This is a genomic window from Pseudomonas sp. SWRI111 (genome assembly GCF_014268555.1).
GTDB lineage: Bacteria > Pseudomonadota > Gammaproteobacteria > Pseudomonadales > Pseudomonadaceae > Aquipseudomonas > Aquipseudomonas hamedanensis.
The window spans coordinates 146,312-170,470 of sequence record NZ_JABWQQ010000014.1 but is presented as its reverse complement, the minus strand read 5'-3'; the positions used below and the strand labels follow the sequence as shown (position 1 = coordinate 170,470).

General features: G+C 60.6%; 14 protein-coding genes, 2 tRNA genes and 1 riboswitch. Of the genes, 2 read left to right on the top strand and 14 right to left on the bottom strand.

Features of this window, described 5'->3' with window-relative positions:
• Positions 1 to 142: 142 nt before the first annotated feature.
• The 6 genes from HU755_RS17565 to ltaE form a co-directional block, all read right to left on the bottom strand.
• Positions 143 to 219: transfer RNA gene (locus HU755_RS17565), tRNA-Arg, on the bottom strand.
• 107 nt (positions 220 to 326) lie between these two features.
• Positions 327 to 417 (bottom strand) — tRNA-Ser (locus tag HU755_RS17560).
• A gap of 62 nt (positions 418 to 479) precedes the next feature.
• Positions 480 to 668, bottom strand: a complete 189-nt coding sequence (gene csrA, locus HU755_RS17555; protein WP_002554426.1) for a carbon storage regulator CsrA — start codon at positions 666 to 668, stop codon at positions 480 to 482.
• Positions 669 to 856: 188 nt separating this feature from the next.
• Positions 857 to 2,098, bottom strand: a complete 1,242-nt coding sequence (locus HU755_RS17550) for an aspartate kinase (RefSeq protein WP_016773595.1) — start codon at positions 2,096 to 2,098, stop codon at positions 857 to 859.
• A 90-nt stretch (positions 2,099 to 2,188) separates the two neighbouring features.
• Positions 2,189 to 4,807 (bottom strand): alanine--tRNA ligase, encoded by a 2,619-nt coding sequence (gene alaS, locus HU755_RS17545; protein ID WP_186634881.1) that lies wholly within the window; start codon positions 4,805 to 4,807, stop codon positions 2,189 to 2,191.
• A 146-nt stretch (positions 4,808 to 4,953) separates the two neighbouring features.
• Positions 4,954 to 5,958 (bottom strand): low-specificity L-threonine aldolase, encoded by a 1,005-nt coding sequence (ltaE, locus tag HU755_RS17540; RefSeq protein WP_186634878.1) that lies wholly within the window; start codon positions 5,956 to 5,958, stop codon positions 4,954 to 4,956.
• A gap of 276 nt (positions 5,959 to 6,234) precedes the next feature.
• Positions 6,235 to 6,407, top strand: a riboswitch (FMN riboswitch).
• A gap of 103 nt (positions 6,408 to 6,510) precedes the next feature.
• Between ltaE and HU755_RS17535 the strand changes: the two genes are divergently transcribed.
• Positions 6,511 to 7,020 (top strand): 6,7-dimethyl-8-ribityllumazine synthase, encoded by a 510-nt coding sequence (locus tag HU755_RS17535; RefSeq protein ID WP_186622111.1) that lies wholly within the window; start codon positions 6,511 to 6,513, stop codon positions 7,018 to 7,020.
• Positions 7,021 to 7,156: 136 nt separating this feature from the next.
• On the opposite strand, the gene astE is transcribed toward HU755_RS17535, so the two are convergent.
• From astE to HU755_RS17500, 7 genes are all read right to left on the bottom strand, one after another.
• Positions 7,157 to 8,167 carry a succinylglutamate desuccinylase gene (gene astE, locus HU755_RS17530; protein WP_186634875.1) on the bottom strand — a complete coding sequence of 337 codons (1,011 nt, stop codon included), beginning with the start codon at positions 8,165 to 8,167 and terminating at the stop codon, positions 7,157 to 7,159.
• Positions 8,168 to 8,179: 12 nt separating this feature from the next.
• The gene (locus tag HU755_RS17525) at positions 8,180 to 8,470 is read right to left on the bottom strand and encodes a topoisomerase II (protein WP_122612066.1); all 291 of its coding nucleotides are present in this window, start codon (positions 8,468 to 8,470) and stop codon (positions 8,180 to 8,182) included.
• Between the two features lie 57 nt (positions 8,471 to 8,527).
• The gene (gene astB, locus HU755_RS17520) at positions 8,528 to 9,874 is read right to left on the bottom strand and encodes an N-succinylarginine dihydrolase (protein WP_186634872.1); all 1,347 of its coding nucleotides are present in this window, start codon (positions 9,872 to 9,874) and stop codon (positions 8,528 to 8,530) included.
• Between the two features lie 139 nt (positions 9,875 to 10,013).
• Positions 10,014 to 11,483 (bottom strand): succinylglutamate-semialdehyde dehydrogenase, encoded by a 1,470-nt coding sequence (astD, locus tag HU755_RS17515; RefSeq protein ID WP_186634887.1) that lies wholly within the window; start codon positions 11,481 to 11,483, stop codon positions 10,014 to 10,016.
• Positions 11,480 to 12,505: an arginine N-succinyltransferase gene (gene astA, locus HU755_RS17510; RefSeq protein ID WP_186551455.1), complete on the bottom strand. Its 1,026-nt coding sequence runs from the start codon at positions 12,503 to 12,505 to the stop codon at positions 11,480 to 11,482. The genes astD and astA overlap by 4 nt, the downstream gene beginning before the upstream one ends.
• A gap of 51 nt (positions 12,506 to 12,556) precedes the next feature.
• The gene (aruF, locus tag HU755_RS17505) at positions 12,557 to 13,576 is read right to left on the bottom strand and encodes an arginine/ornithine succinyltransferase subunit alpha (RefSeq protein WP_186551456.1); all 1,020 of its coding nucleotides are present in this window, start codon (positions 13,574 to 13,576) and stop codon (positions 12,557 to 12,559) included.
• A 203-nt stretch (positions 13,577 to 13,779) separates the two neighbouring features.
• Positions 13,780 to 15,000 (bottom strand): aspartate aminotransferase family protein, encoded by a 1,221-nt coding sequence (locus tag HU755_RS17500; RefSeq protein ID WP_186634869.1) that lies wholly within the window; start codon positions 14,998 to 15,000, stop codon positions 13,780 to 13,782.
• Between the two features lie 304 nt (positions 15,001 to 15,304).
• Here HU755_RS17500 and HU755_RS17495 point away from each other — a divergent pair, with 304 nt between their 5' ends.
• A complete protein-coding gene (locus HU755_RS17495; protein WP_186634866.1) occupies positions 15,305 to 23,089 on the top strand; it encodes a leucine-rich repeat domain-containing protein in 7,785 nt (2,594 codons plus the stop codon).
• Here the strand turns inward: HU755_RS17495 and argR are convergent.
• Entirely contained in the window at positions 23,086 to 24,066 is a 981-nt protein-coding gene (gene argR, locus HU755_RS17490; protein WP_186551459.1) for a transcriptional regulator ArgR, read from the bottom strand. The two genes, HU755_RS17495 and argR, sit on opposite strands and share 4 nt — an antisense overlap.
• Between the last annotated feature and the right edge of the window lie 93 nt (positions 24,067 to 24,159).

The window sequence follows — 24,159 nt, the reverse complement described above, 5'->3', positions numbered from 1 at the left end:
ACTCGACAGGATTCGAACCTGTGACCGCTCGGTTCGTAGCCGAGTACTCTATCCAGCTGAGCTACGAGTGCATTTGTGTTTTTAGCCCAGACCACAACTGGATGAAGCCGAGTTACCTGCATTGCTGCAACCAACTCTTAAATGGTGCACTCGACAGGATTCGAACCTGTGACCGCTCGGTTCGTAGCCGAGTACTCTATCCAGCTGAGCTACGAGTGCATTTGTTGCCGCGCATTATAGGCCGTCTAATCTCTATGCCAACCACTTTTTCTAATAATTTCAACAACTTACAGAAAAAGCCAGATTACGACGTACTAAGCAAATAATGGCGGAGAACGGGGGATTCGAACCCCCGACACCCTTTTGAGGTGTACTCCCTTAGCAGGGGAGCGCCTTCGGCCACTCGGCCAGCTCTCCGCAACACGGGGCGTATATTAACCAGCTTCTTCCCCGTTTGCAAACATAAAAATCGATAAAAATTAATGGCTTGGTTCTTCGTCCTTCTCTTTCTTTATACGCAGGTAAATTTCCTCACGGTGCACGGCAACCTCTTTCGGGGCGTTGACGCCGATACGCACTTGGTTTCCTTTAACGCCGAGCACGGTCACGGTGATTTCGCCATCACCGATAATCAGGCTTTCTGCGCACCGACGAGTCAGAATCAGCATACCTTTCTCCTCATGCATTTCAGTTCAGGGACAACAGTCTGCAAAAAAAAGGCACCCGACCTACAACCGGAGCGATCGTAGCCCTACATGCCTGAGTATTGACCAGCGCGAGCAAAAGAACAGTTCAGGGGCTCGCGCCATTCAAAAATAAAGGGCGCGGTCAGACCGCGCCCTTCACAGAATTGGAATTACTCGCCCTGGCGGGCCGGAGCATCCAGTTCGAAAGCCGTGTGCAGGGCGCGCACGGCCAGTTCCAGGTATTTCTCTTCAATCACCACGGACACCTTGATTTCCGAGGTCGAGATCATCTGGATGTTGATGCTTTCCTTGGCCAGGGATTCGAACATACGGCTGGCCACGCCTGCGTGGGAACGCATGCCGACGCCGACGATCGAGACCTTGGCAATCTTGGTATCGCCTACCACTTCCCGGGCACCGATCTCGCGAGCGGTGTTTTCCAGCACGGTCTGTGCGGCCTGGTAGTCGTTGCGGTGCACAGTGAAGGTGAAGTCGGTGGTGTTATCGTGCGCGACGTTCTGCACGATCATGTCGACTTCGATGTTCGCGGCACTGATCGGGCCGAGAATCTTGAACGCCACGCCCGGGGTGTCTGGCACGCCACGGATGGTCAGCTTGGCTTCATCGCGATTGAAAGCGATGCCGGAAATGATCGGCTGTTCCATGGTTTCCTCTTCATCAATAGTAATGAGGGTGCCCGGACCCTCCTTGAAGCTGTGCAGTACGCGCAGCGGAACGTTGTACTTGCCGGCGAATTCCACCGCGCGAATTTGCAAGACCTTGGAACCGAGGCTGGCCATTTCCAGCATCTCTTCGAAGGTGATCTTGTCCAGACGCTGAGCGACCGGCACGACACGCGGGTCGGTGGTGTAGACACCATCGACGTCGGTGTAGATCTGGCATTCATCCGCCTTCAGTGCTGCGGCCAGGGCCACACCTGTCGTATCGGAACCGCCACGCCCGAGGGTGGTGATATTGCCGTGCTCGTCGACGCCCTGGAAACCAGCGACAACCACCACGCGTCCGGCTTTCAGATCACCCCGGATTTTCTGGTCATCAATCTGCAGGATACGCGCTTTATTGTGGGCACTGTCCGTCAGGATCCGCACCTGATTACCGGTGTACGACACCGCCGGCACACCGCGCTTGATCAGCGCCATGGCCAACAGGGCAATCGTCACCTGCTCACCGGTGGAAACGATCACGTCCAGTTCACGTGGAACCGGTTGCGCCTCGCCACTGATTTGCTTGGCCAGATCGATCAGACGGTTGGTTTCGCCGCTCATTGCAGACAGCACAACCACCAGGTCATCGCCGGCATCGCGGAATTTCTTAACCTTGTCGGCGACCTGCTCGATTCTCTCGACAGTGCCGACCGAGGTGCCTCCAAATTTCTGTACGATCAAAGCCATTTCAAAGCCGCCTCTGCCCATGAAGGGCGCCCAATAATCTTTCGAACAGCCGCCGGATCCGCCACTAGACTGCGGACCCGGCGGGCCGTCTTATAAACCCTGCTCGACGAATGGAACGGTCAGCGCCAGCGCGCCATCCAGCGCGGCGGCATCAACCCCGCCACCTTGCGCCATGTCCGGACGACCACCGCCCTTCCCGCCCACTGCCGCAGCAGCCTGTTTCATCAAATCACCGGCTTTGAGTTGGCCAGTCAGGTCCTTGGTTACGCCTGCAACCAGTACGACCTTTTCCTCATGGACACTGCCGAGCAGGATCACTGCGCGGCCGAGTTTGTTTTTCAGTTGATCGACCAGCGCCAGCAGCGCCTTGCCATCCTGACCATCCAGACGGGCGGCCAGCACCTTCACATCCTTGACGTCCACCGCCGAGGCCGACAGATCGTCGCCCGCAGCGCTGGCTGCCTTGGCTTGCAACTGCTCGAGTTGTTTCTCCAGCAGACGGTTGCGCTCCAGCACAGCCGAGAGCTTGTCGATCAGGTTGTCGCGGCTACCCTTGACCAAGCTGGCCGCTTCCTTGAGTTGTTCTTCGGCAGCGTTCAAGTAGGCCAGTGCTTGCGCCCCGGTGACTGCCTCGATACGACGCACGCCCGAGGCCACACCGCCTTCGCTGATGATCTTCAGCAGGCCGATGTCGCCGGTACGGTTGGCGTGGATACCGCCGCACAGCTCGACGGAGAAATCGCCGCCCATGCTCAGTACGCGCACGCTGTCGCCGTACTTCTCGCCGAACAGCGCCATCGCGCCTTTGTTCTTCGCGGTCTCGATGTCGGTTTCTTCGGTTTCAACCGCGGAGTTCTTGCGGATCTCCGCGTTGACGATGTCTTCCAGTTGCTTGATCTGTTCCGGCTTGATCGCTTCGAAGTGACTGAAGTCGAAACGCAGGCGCTGACTGTCGACCAGCGAGCCTTTCTGCTGCACGTGGTCGCCCAGCACCTGGCGCAAGGCTGCATGCAGCAAGTGGGTGGCCGAGTGGTTCAGCGCGGTGGCGTGACGCACTTCAGCGTCGACATGTGTTTCCACCGGCGCGCCAATGATCAGGCTGCCCGAAGCCAGCACGCCGTGGTGCAGGAACGCGCCGCCGGTCTTGGTGGTGTCGCGCACGTCGAAACGGCTGTTGCCGGCCTGAATGAAACCGCAGTCGCCGATCTGACCGCCAGACTCGGCGTAGAACGGGGTCTGATTGAGGACGATCACGCCCTCCTGGCCTTCGCTCAGAACGTCTACCGACTGGCCATCCTTATAGATAGCGACGATTTTCGCCGAACCGCTGGTGGCCGCGTAACCGGTGAATTCGGTGGCGACATCAACCTTGACCAGGGTGTTGTAGTCCAGACCGAACGAGCTGGCCGAACGCGCGCGAACACGCTGGGCTTCCATCTCGCGCTCAAAACCAACTTCGTCGACGGTCAGGCCGCGTTCGCGGGCGATGTCGGCGGTCAGGTCCATCGGGAACCCGTAGGTGTCGTAGAGTTTGAACACCACATCGCCCGGCACCACGGTGCCTTTGAGCTCGGCCAGATCCTGTTCGAGGATTTTCAGGCCGTGTTCCAGGGTCTTGGAGAACTGCTCTTCTTCGGCCTTGAGCACGCGCTCGATGTTGCTCTGCTGCTTTTTCAGCTCCGGGAAAGCTTCGCCCATCTCGGCGACCAGCGCCGCGACGATCTTGTAGAAGAAGCTGCCGGTGGCGCCCAGTTTGTTGCCATGACGGCAGGCGCGACGAATGATCCGGCGCAGCACATAACCGCGACCTTCGTTGGACGGCAGCACGCCGTCGGCGATGAGGAAACCGCAGGAACGGATGTGATCGGACACCACTTTCAAGGAAGACTGATCGCCGTTTTCGCAGCCGATCGCTTCGGCCGAAGCCTTCAGCAGGTTCTTGAACAGGTCGATGTCGTAGTTGGAGTTGACGTGCTGCATCACCGCACTGATCCGCTCCAGGCCCATGCCGGTGTCCACCGACGGCGCTGGCAACGGATGCAACACGCCATCGGCGGTGCGGTTGAATTGCATGAACACGTTGTTCCAGATTTCGATGTAACGGTCACCGTCTTCTTCCGGTGAGCCCGGCGGGCCGCCCCAGATGTGTTCGCCGTGATCGTAGAAAATCTCGGTGCACGGGCCGCACGGGCCGGTATCGCCCATGGTCCAGAAGTTGTCGGATGCGTAAGGCGCGCCCTTGTTGTCGCCGATGCGAATCATGCGCTCGGCCGGGACACCAATCTTTTGCGTCCAGATGTCATACGCTTCGTCGTCAGTGGCGTAGACAGTGACCCAGAGCTTTTCCTTTGGCAGCTTCAGCACGCCAGTAAGGAAGGTCCAGGCGAAGGTAATCGCTTCGTGCTTGAAATAGTCGCCGAAGCTGAAGTTACCGAGCATTTCGAAGAACGTGTGGTGACGCGCGGTATAACCGACGTTTTCCAGGTCACTGTTCTTGCCGCCGGCACGCACGCATTTCTGGCTGCTGGTGGCACGGGTGTATGCACGTTTTTCCTGGCCCAGGAAGCAGTCCTTGAACTGGTTCATCCCCGCGTTGGTGAACAGCAGGGTGGGGTCGTTGCCCGGAATCAAAGAGCTGGAGGCTACACGGGTGTGGCCTTGCTCTTCGAAGAAGCGAAGGAAGGCTTCACGGATTTCTGCGCTTTTCATTAGGTTCTTCCACGGAGGCTGCGGCCAAAGGCCTGTTCGAAACGTCTACAGACGAAGCGACGGCAAAGGGCCGCATTATATCGGCCCTGCGCGCGGGGTACAGCGTGTTTATACGATAGAAACGCTCAATTGGACGGCTGACGCTGTCACTGGCGCGAAAACTCGATAAATGTCGCGATCACTTGCTCGATTTGCACGCGATTGACGTCCATGTGCGTGACCATGCGCAAACGCGCAGCGGCGCTGAGCTTGATTCCGCGTTCGCCGGCAAAGGCCTTGAGCGCTTCGGCCTTGTCGCCCATTTGCACATAAACCATGTTGGTTTGCACGGGTTCGACGACGAAACCGGCCTCACGCAGACCATCGGCCAAGCGCTGGGCATTAGCGTGGTCGTCGGCCAGACGCTCGACATGGTGATCCAGCGCGTACAAGCCCGCCGCCGCGAGCAACCCGGCCTGACGCATGCCGCCGCCGACCATTTTGCGCAACCGGCGCGCCTTGCCGATCAGTTCGACTGAGCCACACAACACCGAACCGACCGGGGCACCAAGGCCTTTGGACAGGCACACCGACACCGAGTCGAAATACTGGGTGATCTCCCGCGCATCGACACCGAGCTTGACCGCCGCGTTGTACAACCGCGCGCCGTCCAGGTGCAATTGCAGGCCATGATCCTGGGTGAACCGTCGGGCACGCGCCAGATAGTCCAGCGGCAGCACCTTGCCTTGCATGGTGTTTTCCAGTGCCAGCAGGCGGCTGCGGGCGAAATGGAAGTCATCGGGTTTGATCGCTGCCGCCACCTGTTCCAGATCCAGCGAGCCGTCAGCCTGTACCTCCAGCGGCTGCGGCTGAATCGAACCGAGCACCGCCGCACCGCCACCCTCGTACTTATAGGTGTGGGCCTGCTGACCGACGATGTATTCGTCGCCGCGTTCACAGTGCGCCATCAAGCCCAGCAGGTTGCTCATGGTTCCAGTCGGCACGAACAGTGCGGCAGCGAAACCCAGACGCTTGGCCAATTCGGCCTCCAGACGATTGACCGTCGGATCTTCGCCGTAAACGTCGTCACCGGTGTCCGCTGCGGTCATGGCATCGAGCATGGCGGGAGTCGGTTGGGTAACGGTGTCGCTGCGAAGATCGATAACGCTCATGAACCTGGCCTCTGGTAGCAGGGGGAATCCCTTTGTGAAGTGGGATTACTGCGGTCATCGGGCGGATTAATCAAGCCTTCAACGAGGAAAAATCACCACCCTCAGAAAAAAGCACAATCCATGTGGGAGCGAGCCTGCTCGCGAAAGCGGAGTAACAGTCAGCATATTCGTTGGATGTGAAGCCGCTTTCGCGAGCAGGCTCGCTCCCACAGGTTGTGTGCACGGCTGGAAAATATGTGTTACAAACTTGCCGCCGCCCGGCTTATGGGCGGCAAAAAACGTTCTCAGGGCGGGGTGCAATTCCCCACCGGCGGTAATTGCGCGCAATGCGCATAGCCCGCGAGCGCTTGGCGACGCACCCGGCATTGGTCGGTGAGCGGCGGCAAGGTCAGCAGACCCGGTGTGATTCCGGGGCCGACGGTCATAGTCCGGATGAAGAGAGAACGGGATTGACGCCAAAGGGCCGTCCGCGGGCATTCGTGCGTGCGTTCGTACCCTTGAATCCCTTTCGATTCATAACGCCCTGTTTTTCACACAAACAGGAGTCAGAACATGCAACCCACCGCTATCGACAGCAAAAGCAAACACCCGCAGGGCGAGCGCGTCGCGTTCATCCAGGCTTGCTGGCACAAGGAAATCGTCGACCAGAGCCGCAAAGGCTTCGTCGCCGAAATGATCGCCCAGGGTTATCAGGAATCAGACATCGACTTCTTCGAAGTCGGCGGCGCCTTTGAAATGCCCTTGCACGCCAAACTGCTGGCCAAGACCGGCCGTTACGCCGGCATCGTCGCGGCAGCCCTGGTCGTCGACGGCGGCATCTACCGCCACGAGTTCGTCGCCCAATCGGTGGTCAGCGGCCTGATGCAGGTGCAGCTTGAAACCGAAGTGCCGGTGTTCTCGGTATCGCTGACCCCGCATCACTTCCATGCGGGTGAAGAGCATCAGAAGTTCTTCTTCGAGCACTTTGTGCACAAGGGTCAGGAAGCGGCGCGGACTTGCGCGGATACGCTGCAGAAGATTCGTGCATTGCGGCGTACGGAGCCGCGGGCAGTGGCGGTGTAACGACCGACATCGAACCAAAATGTGGGAGCGGGCTTGCTCGCGAAGGCGGTGTATCAGTCAGCACATAAGGCGCTGATAGACCGCTTTCGCGAGCAAGCCCGCTCCCACATTGGGTATTTGCCAGGCCAAGATTGGCTCAGGCGAGGTTTTCGTCGGTGGCCGGGACGATCAGGATGCCGGCGCGCAGGCCGTTCTTGACTTTGGGATTAGGGAAGATGATTCGTGCGCCCTGCTCTTCGATGATCCAGCGGGTATTAGCCAGATCCTCGGCCAACACGTAGCCCATTTCCAGCTCTGAAAAGTTTTCGATGTCCTGCGGCAGGTTGAGGCGGAACGCATCACTGTGTTTGATGATTTCCCGCGCGACGCTGAACAGCTGCAAGCCGTCCAGGTTTTCCTCTTCCGACTCCGGCTCGGTGCCTTCGATGATCTGCTTGAGACGGGTTTCCAGCAGCGAGACGTTGACGCCGTCGTTCTGCCCGAACGGTCGCGCCTTGCCCAGTTCCAGAGTGAAAGCCTCGGCGTCGAGCTTGTCATAAGTGTAGGAACTGAACACGATCGACGGTTTGTTCTGCAACAGCACCGCCTCCATGCCGGCCGCGCGCAGGCGCGCCAGTTCGCGGCGGGAATGCTGACGCCCTTCTTTCCACGGGTACAAGGCGAACTGCTCGATCTTCGAGCCGCGAATCGCCGTGTGCAGGTCGTAGTGCAGACGCTGGCGATCGGGTTTGCTGAAAAAACTCGCTGCCAGACGCTCCAGTTCACAGGCGCGCAAAGCTTCCGAACCACTGCTTTGTTCATGACGGCCGTTGAACAGCCGATTGACGTCCTGCTCGACGAAGCGCTCGCCCTTGCGAATCGCCTCGGGGTTGCCGAACAGAAACAGAATGCGTGCGCGCGGCTTCAAGTCGCCGCGGGCGATGTCGTGCAGCAGCCGATCGAGCAACTCGATCGGCGCGGTTTCGTTGCCATGAATGCCTGCCGACAGCAGCAGGTCCAGGCCATTGTCGCGCGCTTCCGGGGGCCGGACTTCCAGCGCCCCTTCGCTCAACCAGCGCATGCGCACGCCTTCGACAGTCAGTTGAGTCTTCTCCGCCGGTTCGCGGCCGGCGAGGGTCAGTTCAAGCAGTTTGCCGAGGGCGAGCATAGAGCGGTTTCCTTAGTGGTCGTGGTTGCAATCCGGGCCGTGTACATGATCCTCGTCAGCGCCGAGGTCAGCCGGTTCCATTTCCAGTTGCAGACTTACCAGATTAGTCGCCAATGGGCGCAGCAGCAGGTTGGCGTACTCGTCGTCACCTTCCTCGACGTCCACGCCGATCAGCAACTGGCCGCGGCCATCCTGCTGAATCCACAGCTCTTTGCCTTGCCACATGACCGCGACGCGGGTGCACGAGGTTTGCAGTTGCGTGCCGTCGGTGTCTTCAAGGATCAGCTGCAGGGAATCGCTCATGTTTTTACTCTCTTGGGGTGACACGCCGCGCGTCGCGTTCAGGCGACGCGCCGGCCATCAATTGATCTGGAAAGGATAAACCGCGCCCAGTTTAAGGATTTGCGTCAGTTCATCCAATGCCGTCCGGCATTCAAGCAGCAACTGCGGATCCGTCAGATCGGTTTCGCTCAGGCGGTCGCGGTAGTGCTTTTCAACCCATGCGGTCAACGAACCGTACAACGGGGCGGTCATGATAACCCCTGGATTGACCGCCGCCAGTTCGGTTTCATTCAGCGCCACGCGCAGACGCAGACACGCCGGGCCACCGCCGTTCTGCATGCTTTGCTTGAGATCGAAGACTTTCACCTCGCGGATCAGGCCGCCGGCGCTGGTCAGGCTTTGCAGGTAAGTCCATACACGTTCGTTGGCCTGGCACTCTTGCGGCACGATCAGCAGCATCGAGCCATCAGGACGCGACAGCAATTGGCTGTTGAACAGGTAGGAACGCACCGCGTCATCGACGGTGACTGCCGAACGTGGCACGCACACCGACTGGAAGTTACCGCCGACCTTGGCGAGCTTGCCTTGCAGCTCGGCGAGCATCTTGTCGGTCTCAAGGAACGCGTCCTCGTGATAGAACAGCACTTCACCGTTGCCCACGGCGATCACGTCGTTGTGGAACACGCCCTGATCGATCACATCGGGGTTCTGCTGCGCGTAGACCACGCCTTCGTCACGCAGACCGTGCAAACGCGCCACGGCTTGCGAGGCTTCGAGGGTCTGGCGCGCCGGGTATTTCTGCGGTGCCGGGAAACGGTTGTCGAACGCACTGCGGCCGAACACGAAGAACTCGACGCCCGCCTCGCCGTACTCGCGGCAGAAGCGCGTGTGGTTCGCCGCGCCCTCGTCGCCGAACTGTGCCACCGCTGGCAATGCGGCGTGATGGGCGAAGTGCTGCTGATTGGCGAACATTGCACCGAGCACGCGGCTGGTGGTCGGGTGCTCGATGCTGCGGTGGTATTTGCAGTTGAGGTTGGCCGCGGTGAAGTGCACGCGACCGTCGGCTGTGTCGGCACTCGGGCTGACCGTGGCGGCGTTGGCTACCCACATGCTCGACGCCGAGCAACTGGCGACCAGCAGCGGCATGGCCTCTTTGGCGGCGCGCTCGATCACTTGCGCATCAGTCCCGCTGAAGCCCAGACGGCGCAGCGCGGCCACGTCGGGACGTTCCTGCGGCGCCAGCACGCCTTGCTGGAAGCCCATGTCCATCAGCGCTTTCATTTTCGCCAGGCCTTGCAGCGCCGCTTCCTTCGGATTCGAGGATTGCTGGCTGTTGCTCTGCGAGGCGACGTTGCCGTAGGACAGACCACCGTAGTTATGGGTCGGCCCCACTAGACCGTCAAAATTGACTTCATAGGATTTCATCAGCGAGGCTCCACGAGAATCTGTTGTTATAGGCTTCAGGTAACAATTCAGTCAGACCGCGTCGCGGCTATCGCGAGCAGGCTCACTCCTACATGGAAATGCATTCCACTGTAGGAGTGAGCCTGCTCGCGATCGGCCGTTACGCCATCTTCACGCCAGGCGTCAGGGCCGATGGCAACACCAGGCTCGGCGTTTCCAGCGACGCCACCGGGTAGGCGCAGTAATCCGCCGCGTAGTAGGCGCTGGCGCGATGGTTGCCCGAGGCACCGACGCCACCGAACGGCGCGCTGCTCGCGGCGCCGGTCAGTTGCTTGTTCCAGTTGACGATGCCGGCGCGGCTTTCCAGCCAGAACTGCTGATAACGCGCTTCGGAATCCGAGAGCAAACCTGCGGCCAACCCATAAGCGGTGTTGTTGGCTTCGCTGATCGCCGCTGCGAAATCGGCGTAGCGGATCACTTGCAGCAACGGCCCGAACAGTTCTTCGTCCGGACGCTCGGCCACAGCGCTCACATCGAGAATGCCCGGCGTCAGCAACGCCGACTGCGCCTGCGGCTGCGTCATTGCCAGCAGCGACACCGCGCCGTTGGCCAGCAGTTGCTCCTGCGCATCCATCAGCGCTTTCGCCGCGCCGAGGGAGATCACCGAGCCCATGAACGGCGCCGGTTGTTGATCGAATGCACCGACCTCAATCGTTGCACTGACTTCCACCAGACGCTTGAGCAGGCTGTCGCCCCACGCGCCCTGCGGCACCAGCAGACGGCGCGCACAGGTGCAGCGCTGGCCGGCGGAAATGAATGCCGACTGAATGATCGTGTACACCGCCGCGTCGAGGTCCGCGACCTGATCGACCACCAGCGGATTGTTACCGCCCATTTCCAGCGCGAGAATCTTGTCCGGACGCCCGGCGAATTGCTGGTGCAGATGATTGCCGGTACGGCTGGAACCGGTGAAGAACAGGCCGTCGATGCCCGGATTCGCCGCCAGCGCAATGCCGGTTTCGCGCGCGCCTTGCAGCAGGTTCAACACGCCCGCCGGAAGCCCCGCTTCGATCCAGCACTTGACGGTCAGCTCGGCGACTTTCGGTGTCAGTTCGCTAGGCTTGAACAGCACACTGTTACCGGCCAGCAGCGCCGGCACGATGTGACCGTTGGGCAAGTGGCCCGGGAAGTTGTAAGGGCCAAACACCGCGACCACGCCGTGCGGCTTGTGCCGCAACACGGCAGTGGCATCGCCCAATGGACCGCTCTTCTCGCCGGTACGCTCGCGGTAGCTCTGCACCGAGATAGCAATCTTGTTGACCATGCTGGTCACTTCAGTCGCGGATTCCCACAACGGCTTGCCGGTTTCTTCACCGATGGTGCGAGCCAGCTCGTCAGCGTGGTGTTTCAGCGACGCGGCGAAGGCCTCAAGCACGCTGATGCGCTCGTCCAGCGTACGACGGGCCCAGCCCGGAAACGCCTGACGGGCTGCCTGCACCGCCGATTCGACCTGCGCGGCCGTAGCGCCCTCACCCGACCACAGCACTTGCTGAGTCACCGGATTCAGCGACTGAAAGGCCTCGCCCTGACCGGCCAGCCACTCACCTGCGATGTATAGCGAATTCATTATTTCGACTCCCGTGCTGCGGACAACGCCACGGCGCGCACTTGATCACCGGCGTTGAGTTGAAGGCGTTTGGCGGTCTGCGGATCGACCACCAGCGTGCCGGCAGCCAGACGCGCAGGCGCTGCGGTGATGCGGCAATCTTCGCGCTTGCGGTTGTGGATGATGAACGGCGTGGCGTCATCGCCCGGCGTGCCCACGGCCAGCACCAGCGCTTCGCTGTCACGCACTGCGCGGATCTTGCTGGTTTCGCATTCGATGGCCGGACCTGCGTCGAAGATATCGACGTAACCCTGATAGCTGAAACCTTCGCTCTTGAGCATCGCCAGTGCCGGCTCGGTGTCCGGGTGCACCTGGCCAATGACGTTGCGCGCATCCGGCGAAAGGAAGCAGGTATACAGCGGGAATTTCGGCATCAGTTCGGCGATGAACGCCTTGTTGCCAACGCCGGTCAGGTAGTCGGCCTGGCTGAATTCCATTTTGAAGAAGTGCCGACCGAGGCTCTCCCAGAACGGCGAACGCCCGGCGTCATCGGACACACCGCGCATCTCGGCGATGATCTTGTTGCCGAACAGTTCCGGGAACTCGGCGATGAACAGCATGCGCGCCTTGGACAACATGCGCCCGTTCAGGCCATTGCGGTAATCGGCGTGCAGAAACAGCGAGCACAGCTCGGAATTGCCGGTCAGGTCGTTGGCCAGAAACAGCGTCGGAATCTCGCGGTAGATGTTCAGCTCCTGCGAAGCACTGACGGTCAGGCCAACGCGGAAGTTGTACCACGGCTCACGCAGACCGACCGCGCCGGCAATGGCGGAAATCCCCACCACACGACCGTTGTCATCTTCGAGCACGAACAGGTAGTCCGCATCGCCACGCCCGGCTTCGCCGCGAAAGGTCTTCTCGGCCCAGCCGACCCGGTGAGTCAGGCGCTCTTCGTTGGCCGGCAAGGTAGTCAGGCCGGTGCCGGTGCTGCGGGCCAAGTCGATCAGCGCGGATAAATCGCTGCTGCGTACGGGACGAACAATCATGCTATCTCCTCAAACGGGCCGCTCGCGCCACCCGTGAAACTCGCTAAGGCGTTAAACCGCCACCAGGCGCACGCTGGCACCTTCACCGACGCCCAGGGCTTCGGCCGCTTGCAGATCCAGAGTCACCGGTTTGCCCGGCGCGTAATCCAGCTCCAGCAACACCGCGCGGTAATCCTGCAACTGCGCGTTCGCTACCAGATACTGGCGCCCGGCACCTTTGACCGGCTCGCCGATCTTCACCGGCACCACGCGGCTCTGGGCGATCGAGCGGATCCCGGAAACCCGTGCGTGCAGGGTCGGGCCACCGTCGAAGATGTCGATGTAGTGATCAGTCTCGAAGCCTTCGCGCATCAGGATGTCGAAGGTGATCTGCGCACGCGGGTGCACCTGGCCCATCGCTTCTTGTGCGGAGTCCGGCAGCAGCGGCACGTAGATCGGGTAATGCGGCATCAGCTCGGCGAGAAACGTGCGGCTTTTCAGCCCGCACAGGCGCTCGGCTTCGGCGTAGTTGAGGTCGAAGAAGTTACGCCCGATGGCGTCCCAGAACGGCGAGTCGCCATTCTCGTCGCTGTAACCGACGATCTCGGTCACCACCGAATCGGCAAAACGCTCCGGGTGGCTGGCAACGAACAGCAGGCGACCACGGGAATTGAGCTCGGCCCACGGCGATCCGACCAGTTCGCGCTGCACGTAGAAACTGGTCAGCAAGCTGTTGCCGGTCAAGTCGTGGCACTGCGAGAGCACGTGGATCTTGTTGTGAATCTTCAGCTCGCGAGAGGCATGGACGAAGGTCTCGTTACGGAAGCTGTAGAACGGCTCCGAGTAACCGGCCGAAGCAACAATGGCCGAGCACCCGACCAGTTTTCCGGTGGCCGTGTCTTCCAGGACAAAGAAATAGCTCTCTTCACCGTTGAAGCTCACTTCGGCGGCGAACGACGCTTCGCTCGCGGCGATCTTGTCGCTCAGACGTTCCACGTCATCCGGCAAGGAAGTGACACCAATCGGGCTGTCCGCAGCCAGACGCTGTACCTCGCCCAGATCAGCCATTTGCGCGGGGCGCATCACCAGCATGGTGTCACTCCTTTTCTCTTCAAAAAATCACAGAAAAAACACCGGACCTTGTAGGAGTGAGCCTGCTCGCGATAGCGGTGTATCAGTCGACATTGATGTGTCTGATACACCGCTATCGCGAGCAGGCTCACTCCTACAGTTGAACGTGCCCGGTATCAAAAATTTGATCGGCGCCTGAAAAACTCCAGGCGCCGAAGGGTCTATCAGGCTTGCGTCAGTTTTGCCGCGGCACGTTCGAAGCGGTCGAGACCGGCATCGATATCGGCGTCTTCGACCACCAGGCTCGGGGCGAAACGGATCACGTCCGGACCGGCTTGCAGAATCATCAGGCCTTCCTGTTCGGCGGCGTTGAAGATCTCCTTGGCCTTGCCTTTCCAGGCTTCGCTCAGCACGCAGCCGATCAGCAGGCCGAGGCCACGGACCTGAGTGAACAGGCCGTACTTCTCGCCGATCTGTTGCAGGCGGGTCTTGAACTTGTCGTGCTTGGCGTTCACGCCGTTCAACACCTCAGGGGTGTTGATCACGTCGATGACCGCTTCAGCCACCGCGCAGGCCAGCGGGTTGCCGCCGTAGGTGGTGCCGTGGGTACCGACCACCAGATGTTTGGCCAGCGCTTCGGTGGTCAGCATCGCCGCGATCGGGAAACCGCCGCCCAGGCTCTTGGCGCTGGTCAGGATGTCCGGGGTCACGCCGTAATGCTGATAGGCGAACAGCTTGCCGCTGCGGCCCATGCCGGTCTGCACTTCGTCGAACACCAGCAGCGCGTCGTTCGCGTCACACAATTCACGGGCACCTTGCAGGTAGGCCAGCTCGGCCGGCAGCACGCCGCCCTCGCCCTGGATCGGCTCGAGCACGACCGCGCAGGTCTTCTCGGACACTGCCGCTTTCAGCGCGGCCAGGTCGTTGTAGGGAACGTGGGTGATGCCGGTGATTTTCGGGCCGAAACCGTCGGAATACTTCGACTGGCCACCGACATTGACGGTGAACAGGGTACGGCCGTGGAAGCTGTTGAGCGCGGCGATGATTTCGTACTTCTCGCTGCCGAAACGGTCGAACGCGACGCGACGGGCCAGCTTGAACGCGGCCTCGTTGGCTTCAGCGCCCGAGTTGCAGAAGAACACGCGCTCGGCGAATGTGGCATCGATCAGCTTGTGCGCCAGGCGCAGGGCCGGCTCATTGGTGAACACGTTGGACACGTGCCACAGCTTGTTCGCCTGTTCGGTCAGTGCGCCGACCAGCGCCGGGTGCGCATGGCCCAGTACGTTGACGGCAATCCCGCCAGCGAAGTCGATCAGCTCGCGGCCGGCCTGATCCCAGACCCGGGACCCGGCGCCACGCACCGGAATGAAAGCGGCAGGCGCGTAGTTGGGAACCATTACCTGGTCGAAATCGGCGCGTTGTACCGCAGCGTGCTCAACGGACATCGGAGTCTCCTGATGAGGGCCACCCGCCTGAAACTGGCGAGCGATGGGGGGATTGTAAGGACAGTTTTCGGCCCGGCCTTGTCGCCAAGCGACAACTTGTTATAGCGCAAACCCCGGATTTTCCCGGGTTTACGGCAATGCGACATATAGCGTCGCCAAGGCGCAGTTTAAACTGCCGTCGCCGGTTTGCGGCAGGCTTTGCAGGATATCAATTGGCGGGCGCGGCACTGGCATACATATGTACCGCACGGGCGCGGCAACATTTTGATTTGCTGGATGCTTTCCCAACGCCAAGGACTGGCCCATGCAATCGATTGACCGAACTCAATCAAGCAACGACTCCGCCAACGGGCACCAGCCTGACATTCACTATCTGCACTGGCAGCTCAGCCTTCCGGCATGGCTGGGCAAATCCTCCAACGCCCGGCGCCAGGCATTGAAAGAAACCCGGCCTGCGCTCCCGCTCAAGCTGCAATCGGTTTCGCCGAGCCGGCTTGCACAGCTGACCACGCTGAACACCGGCCACTTGAATGCGCAAAACGAGGTCGACCAACTGCTGGCGCAATTTCGGGACGTCAACGCCTTTGCCGAGCCGCTGCTCAAGGCCGAGATCAAGGCCCGCTTCGATCTTGATCTGGACGTCAAATCGACCTTCCTGCGCCTGTATGTTCCGCAGACTGCGGCGATATTTCCGGTCAAGACCGGGGCCCGCACCTGGACGCTGTCGCTGCTCGACGCGGCGCTGCACAACTTCGAGGAAAAGGAGACTCGCGAAAACGCCTTTGAAGCCCCGTCGACGTTTATCACCGAACCCTCGGCCAGCGGACAGTTCGACACGCTCCCCTGGGTGAAGGCCAAAATAAGTATCGAAGCCTTCACCGCAATGTGCCGGGAGCTGGACATCGGTGCGCAGTACAAAAGATATCTGGACGAACACCTCGGCATTACCGACGCCGAGAAAGGCGCTGCCCTGCGTAAACAAGTCGACAAAAGCCAGAAAGCCGCGCTCAAGGCCGCCCTGCACTTCGCCCGGATCAACGGGGACATCAGTGCCACTTACTTTCGCACCATCAATGCGCTGATCGATGGCGTGCCGAATCTGCGCATCGCCAGGCAACCCGTGTCGTGTCACGCTTTGACGATGATGTCCGCACCGCTCACCGGCCCCATCATATTCGGCCCCGGACCGGATACCGCGGACGAATCAGGCAGCCTGGCGCGCATCGTCGCCTACGTGCCTGACGATCCGCAGCATCCGGTCAAGGAGTACGCCTCCTCGGCCGACTTTGAAAAGGCGCTCACCGACCAGTTGCGCTCGGCCGATTACCGCAAATTCTTCAGCCGCTTCATCAATCACGAACAGCGCGGCGCGTTCTTTGCCGCCCTCAACGCTCGTCTCGGACGGGTGAAGTGGCATGAACCGGTGCGTGGCAGTTCAGAGCCGGTCTGGCGCGACGAGCCATTCGACAAGCCCGATCTGCAGCTGTACTCGACCCCGATCAGCAATGATCTGTGGCAACACCTTTACGAAAGCAAACTGGACAAGATCCTCAACGACGCCCGGGTCATCGCCGTGGCGACGGCCAGTGTGGACACGAAAACCCGCTGGGCGCTGTGGGACTCACTTGTCGGCATCGCCTCAACCATCCTGCAGGCCGCCGCGTTTGTCATTGCGCCGTTCGTGCCGGTGCTCGGGGAAATGATGATGGCGTACATGGCCTATCAGTTTCTCGACGAAGTGTTCGAAGGCATCGTCGAGTGGGCGCAAGGGCAAACGGCCGAGGCGATCCAGCACCTGATCGGCACCGTTGATTCGCTGCTGCAACTGGGCATGTTTGCCGTCGGCGGTGCGATTGCCGTGGGTGAATTTCGCAAAGTCCTGCCCAAAGAAGTGGTCGCGTTCATCGACCGTTTCAAACCGGTCAGACTGGACAACGGGCAAACCCGCTATTGGGATGCGGACCTGAGCCGTTATCAGCAAAAGTCCCTGCCACCCGCTGGCTCGAAACCGTCGAAACTGGGTTTGCATGAGGTTCAGGGCAAACAGATCTTGCCGCTGGAGGATGCGCACTATGCCGTGCGCCAATCCGCGACACCCGGCCAATACCGCATCGAACATCCTACCCGCCCAAACGCCTACAAACCGGTGGTGCGGCACAACGGCGACGGCGCCTGGCACACGGAGCTCGAAACGCCGCTGCAATGGGACAAGGCAACCACGCTGCGCCGCACCAGCCATGAGATGGAAACCTTCACCCCGGCGCAACGCGAACAGATCCTGCAAGTCAGCGGCTACAACGAAAACGCACTGCGCAAAATGCATGTCGATCGGGAACCGATGCCGCCGCTGCTGGCCGACAGCATCACGCGCTGGCGGATCGATCGGGATCTGCAAGTGTTCATCGACCAACTGGCGAGCGATCAGCCCGAACAGTATTGCGCCGCCGATTCGGCGACCCAGTTGCAACTGCTTGCCGAACATGGCCGCTGGCCCGCCAACCAACGTCTGCGTCTGCTCGATGCCGAGGGCGCAACGGTGTGGCAATCGTCCAGTGACGAAACCTTGCCGTTCACCGACCTGCACCAGGACAACCTGTTGGAAGGTGACCTGCTCAAGACCTTGCTGCGCAGCCTCGACGAAGCGCAAGCCAAAGCCCTGCTCGGCGAAGACTTCGGCGACCCCGAACTGTCGCTGCAAGCGCGCAGCCGCAAGCTGCGCGCACAGCTGCTGCAACTGGCCAAGGCACAACGTGGTGCGCTGTTCGAAGCGCGCTATCAGGCCGAAACCCAAGTCGACGATCCCCTGCACACCGCGCTGGCCCAGTACGATCCGGCACTGCCGCCGCGCGTCACCCAGGAAGTGCTCGACACCACCAGCAGCGACGAGCTGCTGCAAATCAGCGAGGGCCAGTTGCCCCCGCGCCAGCAAGCGCTGCTGGACATGGCCAGTGAGGAGGTGCGCGTCGCCCGAGCGTATGAAGGCCTGCTGCTGGACTCGGTGAACAATCCCGACACCGACACTCTGGCACTGCACAGCCTGAGGAACGTGCCAGGCTGGAGCGGTGACGTACGCCTGGAAATCCGTGACGGAAGGTATGAGGGCAGGATGCTCGACAGTACCGGCCGTGCAGACGCACCAGAACAAAAAGTGCTGGTGCGCCAGAGCGATGGCCGCTATCAGCCGTTCGATGATCGCGGCCAGCAATTGCATTCGGCCACGGATCTGTATTCCGGCATTCTTTACGCCCTGCCGGACGCTGAGCGCCAGGCCCTGGACATCGGAATCGGCGAGGCCGCCAAGCTTAAAAACGCGATCCGCGCCCAACCGCTTGAGCGCAGTGAATTGCGCTTGGCGATTGCTCTGGAGCCGGTGCCGGAACCGACGGTCGACACACTGCGCCTGCTGGGCCGCGAAGGCTACAGGCAGATGGAGCCTTTCGTTGACGCACCTTCGCTTCCAGAACCGACCCGTGCCGCGCGGGTCCAGGAGATTTTACGCGGTTTCAGTATCGAAGAAGCCCGGGCCTTTGCGGCCCGGTTCACCCAAGTCCCGCGAGGTCTTACCAACGAGCTTGCGCGCCTGCGCAACGAGTTCAGCGAAATGAGCGCAACCCTGCGGCGCTGGGAAACCGATATCCCGGTCACCGATCCACACACCCGACGGCGGCTGACGCCCACGGAACGTCGTGCCGCCCAGCGCAGCCGCGCCGCCCTCAGGGACGTACTGGAACGCTGCTGGCGCCGGGAAACCCGCGACGTCTATGGTTATGCGCTACAGATTCGCGACCCGATTACCGGTGATCTGCCTGCGCTGCGCGCCGACTTCAGCCATGTCAGATCCATGGTGATCGATGGCAGCGTCAGTACCCGTGCCATCGATCCGTTTTTGCAGAGGTTTCCACAGCTGATATCGGTCGAAGCGCGCAATCTTCACCTGCCGGACTTGCCCCAAGCCCTGGCGTCGATGCCGGCACTGCGGCGTCTGGTCATTCGTAACAGCCGCATCACCATGAGTCCCGCGAACCGCTCGCTCCTGGAGTCACTGCCACAGTTGTCCTTTCTGGACCTTGCGCGCAACCCGCTCGGCGGGCCGCTAGATATTCACAAGCTGCCGGCATTGGGTTACCTCAACCTCGATAACACCGGCATCAGCGTCCTTCCGGATCGCTTGCTGGAGCATCCAGGATTAGTCACCGGGCGCTTCGCTGGTAACCAGATCAGAGAGATTCCCGAGGCGTTGTCCAACCTGAACGGCACCCTCGCCGACGGTTTCAGTCTTGCGGGCAATCCACTGTCCCCGACCAGCCGGGATCTGATCAAAAACTACTATCGGCGGACCCACAAGCACTTCGGGGTATTGCCTGAACAAACGGATATCGATCAAGCGATCACCCTCTTCCCTTCACTGAGCGTTGATGACGCGGTCGAGGTGATTTACCAGTTGCCCGGTTCACTGGCGCAAGGGCGTGCGCAATTTTCCGCTTGGGAAACCGAATTCAGCCGGTTGCAAAGCGATCTGGCGGACTGGATCAGGGACGTCCCGCAACACGCTCCGGCGACCGGTGAGCCGTTGAACATCAATGAGCAGACCAGTGAGCTGCTTGCCAGGGCGGCGTTCAGCGATAAATTGCAAAGCTTCTGGCGCGAAAGATGGTCGTTCCCCCCTTTCACCAGAAGCATCGCTCTGGAGGCGACGCTCGGTTTCATGGGGGGCATGCCGCTACTCGATGCGGACTTCGGTCATGTCTTGAATCTGACACTACGTGGCAATAAAAACGTTTCGGGCATGCTGGCGTTCCTGCAACGTTTTCAGAACCTGACGCTGCTGGATCTGCGCCGCCTTGACCTCGACCCGGGCACCCTGTCCATTCTCGATCTGCCCGAGCTGCACACGCTGAAGCTGAACGATTGCGGGGTGGTGATGACACCGGAAAACGAGGCCAGACTCCTGTCAATGACCAACCTGACCATACTGGACCTGAGCAACAACCCGCTGGGGACGTTTCCCGATTTCAATCTGCTGCCCGAACTGAGCCATATCGACTTGTCCAACACGGGCCTGGCGCACGTGCCAGCGGGCCTGGCGGACCATTCCGGGCTGGAAGTCGCCAATTTCAGCGGCAACCTGATCAGCATACTGCCCGACGTCTTGTTCGAACTGCCGGCCACCCGCGCCAACGGCATGGATTTCGCTGACAACCCGCTGAGTGCGGCGATGCGCGACCGGATCAAAACCTACCACAGCCAGACCGGGCAGGACTTCGACGTACTGGCCGACCCGGCAGACATCGCCCTGGCCCGGCAGTTGTTTCCCAGCCTGGACAAAGTCACCGCCACCGATCTGATCTACACGCTCCCCGGCAGCCTTGCCGACAGCCGTACTCAACTGATGGGCTGGCACGAAGAACTGCGCGACTTGCAGGCCGATCTGGACATATGGGCCGATCAGGTACCCACTCACCACCCGGTGATCGGCGCGACGCTCAGCGCTGCCGAAATGCAGGCCAACCGCGCCTCGCGAGCGGATTTCGCGCAACAACTGGTGAGTTTCTGGCGCAGCCTCTCGGCCGACGCCGATGCACGCGATGATGTTTTCGAGGCGACCCTGACGTTCCAGGGCGATCTGCCTGTGCTGCGTGCCAATTTCGATCACGTGGCCCGAATCACCCTGCGCGGCAATCCAGACGCTACCGCAGTGGGCGCCTTTGTCGGGCAATTCCCGTATGTGGACATCGTGCAACTGCACGACTTCGCCCTCGGCGAAATACCGCAGACCCTCTCCAGCCTGCCGGAACTCAAGGACCTCACCCTGGCCAACTGCAACCTGACGCTGACAGCGCAAGGGCAATCAGTACTGGAGTCGTTGTCTGAACTGGAGCGCCTGGACCTGAGCCATAACGCGCTGGGCCAAGCTCCGGACATCGCCAACATGCCGCTGCTCAATGACCTGCGCCTGTCCGACACGGCAATCGACACGCTGCCCAACGGCATCGCCACGCACCCCAACCTGCGCACAGCAAATCTCGACGGCAATGCGATCACCGAACTGCCGGAAACCTTCTTCGCCCTGAACATGGATCTTGCCGACGACACGGACCTGAGCAACAACCCCTTGTCATCGACGGCGCGTGATCGCATCAAGGCCTATTACCGCGAAACCGACCTGCACTTCGGCGTGCTGCCCGACCTGGGCGACATCAACCTGGTCACCTCACTGTTCTCCGGGTTGAGCAACGGTGATGCCATCCGCATTATCTATCGCCTGCCGGGCACACTGGCGGACAGCCATGCGCAACTGCTGCGCTGGCGCACCGAGTTCGCGCGGATGCACAGTGACCTGGACGCCTGGTCGCAGCGAGCATCGCTGTACGACCTTGATGGACAAGTCATGAGCATGGCTGAACGGACGATACAGCTCGGACACAGGAGAACGTTCAGTCAGCAAATCGAACAATTCTGGCGCAATCGATACCTCGATGGCCCCGACAATCCGATCACCGCCATGTTGTTCTACGGCGATTTGCCGGCGATAGAGGCGGACTTCAGTCACGTTATTCAGTTTGCACTGACAGGAAACAAGGGATTAAAAGACGTTAACGCTTTTCTGCGCGGCTTCACCCGAGTCAGGGTGCTGGAGTTGCGCGACTTCGCCTTGGGTCGATTCCCCGAAAATATCGCCCCCAGCGTCGAAACACTGTTACTGAGCAACTGCGGCATGGTTTTCGATGAGACAGGCCAGGCTGCACTGTCCTCGTTGACGCAACTCGAATCGCTGGATCTGTACGACAATCCATTGCGCCACGCTCCGGACATCAGCTTGCTGCCGAACCTCAAATACATCGACCTCGCCAGCACCCAGATTGACCGGCTACCGACCGGGTTGACTGGGCACCCAAGGCTGAGGACCGCGATCTTGAGCGACAACAACATCACCGAACTACCGCAAGCCCTGTTCGAGCTGCCCGGCGATGTCAGTCTGGGTTTTGACTTGAGCAACAATCCGCTGTCGCCGACCGCACGCGACCTGATAAAAAACTATCGCCAAACCAAGGGCGGCGACTTCAGCGTTTCGATCGAGGCTGAGGACATCGAGCTGGCACACAGGCTATACCCCCGTTCGAGCCCGCAAAGCCTGAGCGACATTGTCTACAGCCTGCCCGGCACGCTGGCTGAGGGACGTGCGGAGCTGGTGCGCCGACAGACCGAGATTGCCACGCTATCCAGTGATCTCGAAGCGTGGGCCAACCTGATCCCGCTCGACAACCTTACGGGCGAGCCGGTGCAGGGCCTCAGACTCGAGCGGGAGGCAGCCAACCGCCAACAGTTCAAAGAGCGTCTGGAGCAGTGCTGGCGGCGGATCGTCCCGGAGGGCGGGGCAGAGTCAGAATTTTCGTTCAATCTGCCTTTGCGGGGAGAACTACCTGCGCTGTCGGCGGATTTCGGCCATATCATGGTAGTGAAACTGATATGCAGCGACCTTGAAGTTGTTCCCCAACTCGGTCAATTCCTTGCTCACTTCCCCCATTTGCGATCGCTGACGATCCAGCGGTATCTGCTAGGGAACATCCCCGAGGTGGTCTTACGCATGACAGATCTGACAGCCCTCAGCCTGTCGGACTGCGGTATCACCCTCACCCCGCAAACCGTGAGCGCACTGGGTGGAATGAACAATCTAAGCAGCCTGACGTTGCGTGGCAGTTACCTCAAGCAGACACCCGACCTGCGCCACATGACGGCGCTGACCTGGCTCGACCTGAGCAGAACATTGCTGAAAGAACTCCCGCCAGGAATACTCGATCGCCCCTACTTGAGGTATGCCGATTTGTCTTATAACCACATCAGGGAACTGCCTGAGGAGCTGGCGAACCGGAAAAATACGCACTTCGTTTTTACCGGCAATGACCTTTCCGAAACCGCCAAGCAGATTCTGGCCGATCAGAACCTGGCAAGACTACGCGCAGGCGGTGGATTACCAGAATGGGCGGGACAAGCCGGCGAGGTTGAAGGCTCTGACTATTCCAATGCCGGCAGTCGTTCAGGCACACCGACCGTATCAACGGATTCTTCCGAAGAGTCCGACGGAGCCTAACCGCGCTCGGGTGGCACTGACGATAATTCAAACGGGCTGCTGCTGCGCCGCTGGTTGCGATCTTCCCGTGGCGTGGCACCGAAGAAATTGCGATAGGCGCTGGAGAAATGCGGCCCCGAGGAGAAGCCACAGGACAGGCCGATCTGGATGATCGACTTGCTGGTCTGCATCAACATCTGCCGGGCCTTGTTCAGGCGCAGTTCCAGGTAGTACTGGCTCGGCACACGGTTGAGGTACTGCTTGAAGATCCGCTCCAACTGCCGGCGAGACACGCACACGTGCTGGGCGATTTCGTCGGTGGTCAGCGGCTCTTCGATGTTGGCTTCCATCAGCAGCACCGCCTGGGTGAGCTTCGGATGGCTGGAGCCGAGGCGATTCTGCAACGGAATGCGTTGGCGCTCGCCACCCTCGCGGATACGTTCGACCACCAGTTCTTCCGACACGGCACCGGCCAGCTCCGCACCGTGATCGCGGGCCAACACAGCCAGCAGCAGATCAAGCACCGACATGCCACCACAGGCGGTCAGGCGATCGCGGTCCCAGTCGAACAGATGGCTGGTGGCGATGACTTTAGGGAAACGCTCGGCGAAGTCGTCCTGCCAGCGCCAGTGCACGGCGGCGCGATAACCGTCGAGCAAACCGAGTTGCGCCAACGGATAGACACCGGCCGACAAACCGCCAATCACACAGCCAGCACGCACCAGTTGCTTGAGCGCGCTGCTGAGTGCCGGCGCCAGCGTGGTCGGCGGCTCATCGGCGAGCAAGAACAGCTTCTGGAAATTTTCCAGTTTGCCGGCCCAAGGCTCACCGGGCAATTGCCAGGCGCCGTCGGCCGGCGGCTCGGCCTGCAGAAACGAAAGTTCGTAAACCACGTCCGGGTGCACCCGCTGAGCAACACGCAAGGCCTCCTCTGCCAGCGCCAGCGTCAACGCTTTAGTGCTGGGCCAAATCAGGAAACCAATTCGATGGGCAGTCATGGGCGGGCAATCCGAAACGAACAACGGTGATGAAGGCATGGGCCAATGCTAGCCCGTAATCGAAACTGTCGCAGATCCATTGTGGGAGCGGGC

Excerpts from the sequence above, each read along its gene's own strand:
- HU755_RS17525 (WP_122612066.1), bottom strand. The coding sequence starts at position 8,470 with ATGAGCGATTCCCTGCAGCTGATCCTTGAAGACACCGACGGCACGCAA.
- ltaE (WP_186634878.1), bottom strand. The coding sequence starts at position 5,958 with ATGAGCGTTATCGATCTTCGCAGCGACACCGTTACCCAACCGACTCCC.
- astA (WP_186551455.1), bottom strand. The coding sequence starts at position 12,505 with ATGATTGTTCGTCCCGTACGCAGCAGCGATTTATCCGCGCTGATCGAC.
- HU755_RS17550 (WP_016773595.1), bottom strand. The coding sequence starts at position 2,098 with ATGGCTTTGATCGTACAGAAATTTGGAGGCACCTCGGTCGGCACTGTC.
- HU755_RS17495 (WP_186634866.1), top strand. The coding sequence starts at position 15,305 with ATGCAATCGATTGACCGAACTCAATCAAGCAACGACTCCGCCAACGGG.
- astB (WP_186634872.1), bottom strand. The coding sequence starts at position 9,874 with ATGAAATCCTATGAAGTCAATTTTGACGGTCTAGTGGGGCCGACCCAT.
- astE (WP_186634875.1), bottom strand. The coding sequence starts at position 8,167 with ATGCTCGCCCTCGGCAAACTGCTTGAACTGACCCTCGCCGGCCGCGAA.
- csrA (WP_002554426.1), bottom strand. The coding sequence starts at position 668 with ATGCTGATTCTGACTCGTCGGTGCGCAGAAAGCCTGATTATCGGTGAT.
- HU755_RS17500 (WP_186634869.1), bottom strand. The coding sequence starts at position 15,000 with ATGTCCGTTGAGCACGCTGCGGTACAACGCGCCGATTTCGACCAGGTA.
- aruF (WP_186551456.1), bottom strand. The coding sequence starts at position 13,576 with ATGCTGGTGATGCGCCCCGCGCAAATGGCTGATCTGGGCGAGGTACAG.
- alaS (WP_186634881.1), bottom strand. The coding sequence starts at position 4,807 with ATGAAAAGCGCAGAAATCCGTGAAGCCTTCCTTCGCTTCTTCGAAGAG.
- HU755_RS17535 (WP_186622111.1), top strand. The coding sequence starts at position 6,511 with ATGCAACCCACCGCTATCGACAGCAAAAGCAAACACCCGCAGGGCGAG.
- argR (WP_186551459.1), bottom strand. The coding sequence starts at position 24,066 with ATGACTGCCCATCGAATTGGTTTCCTGATTTGGCCCAGCACTAAAGCG.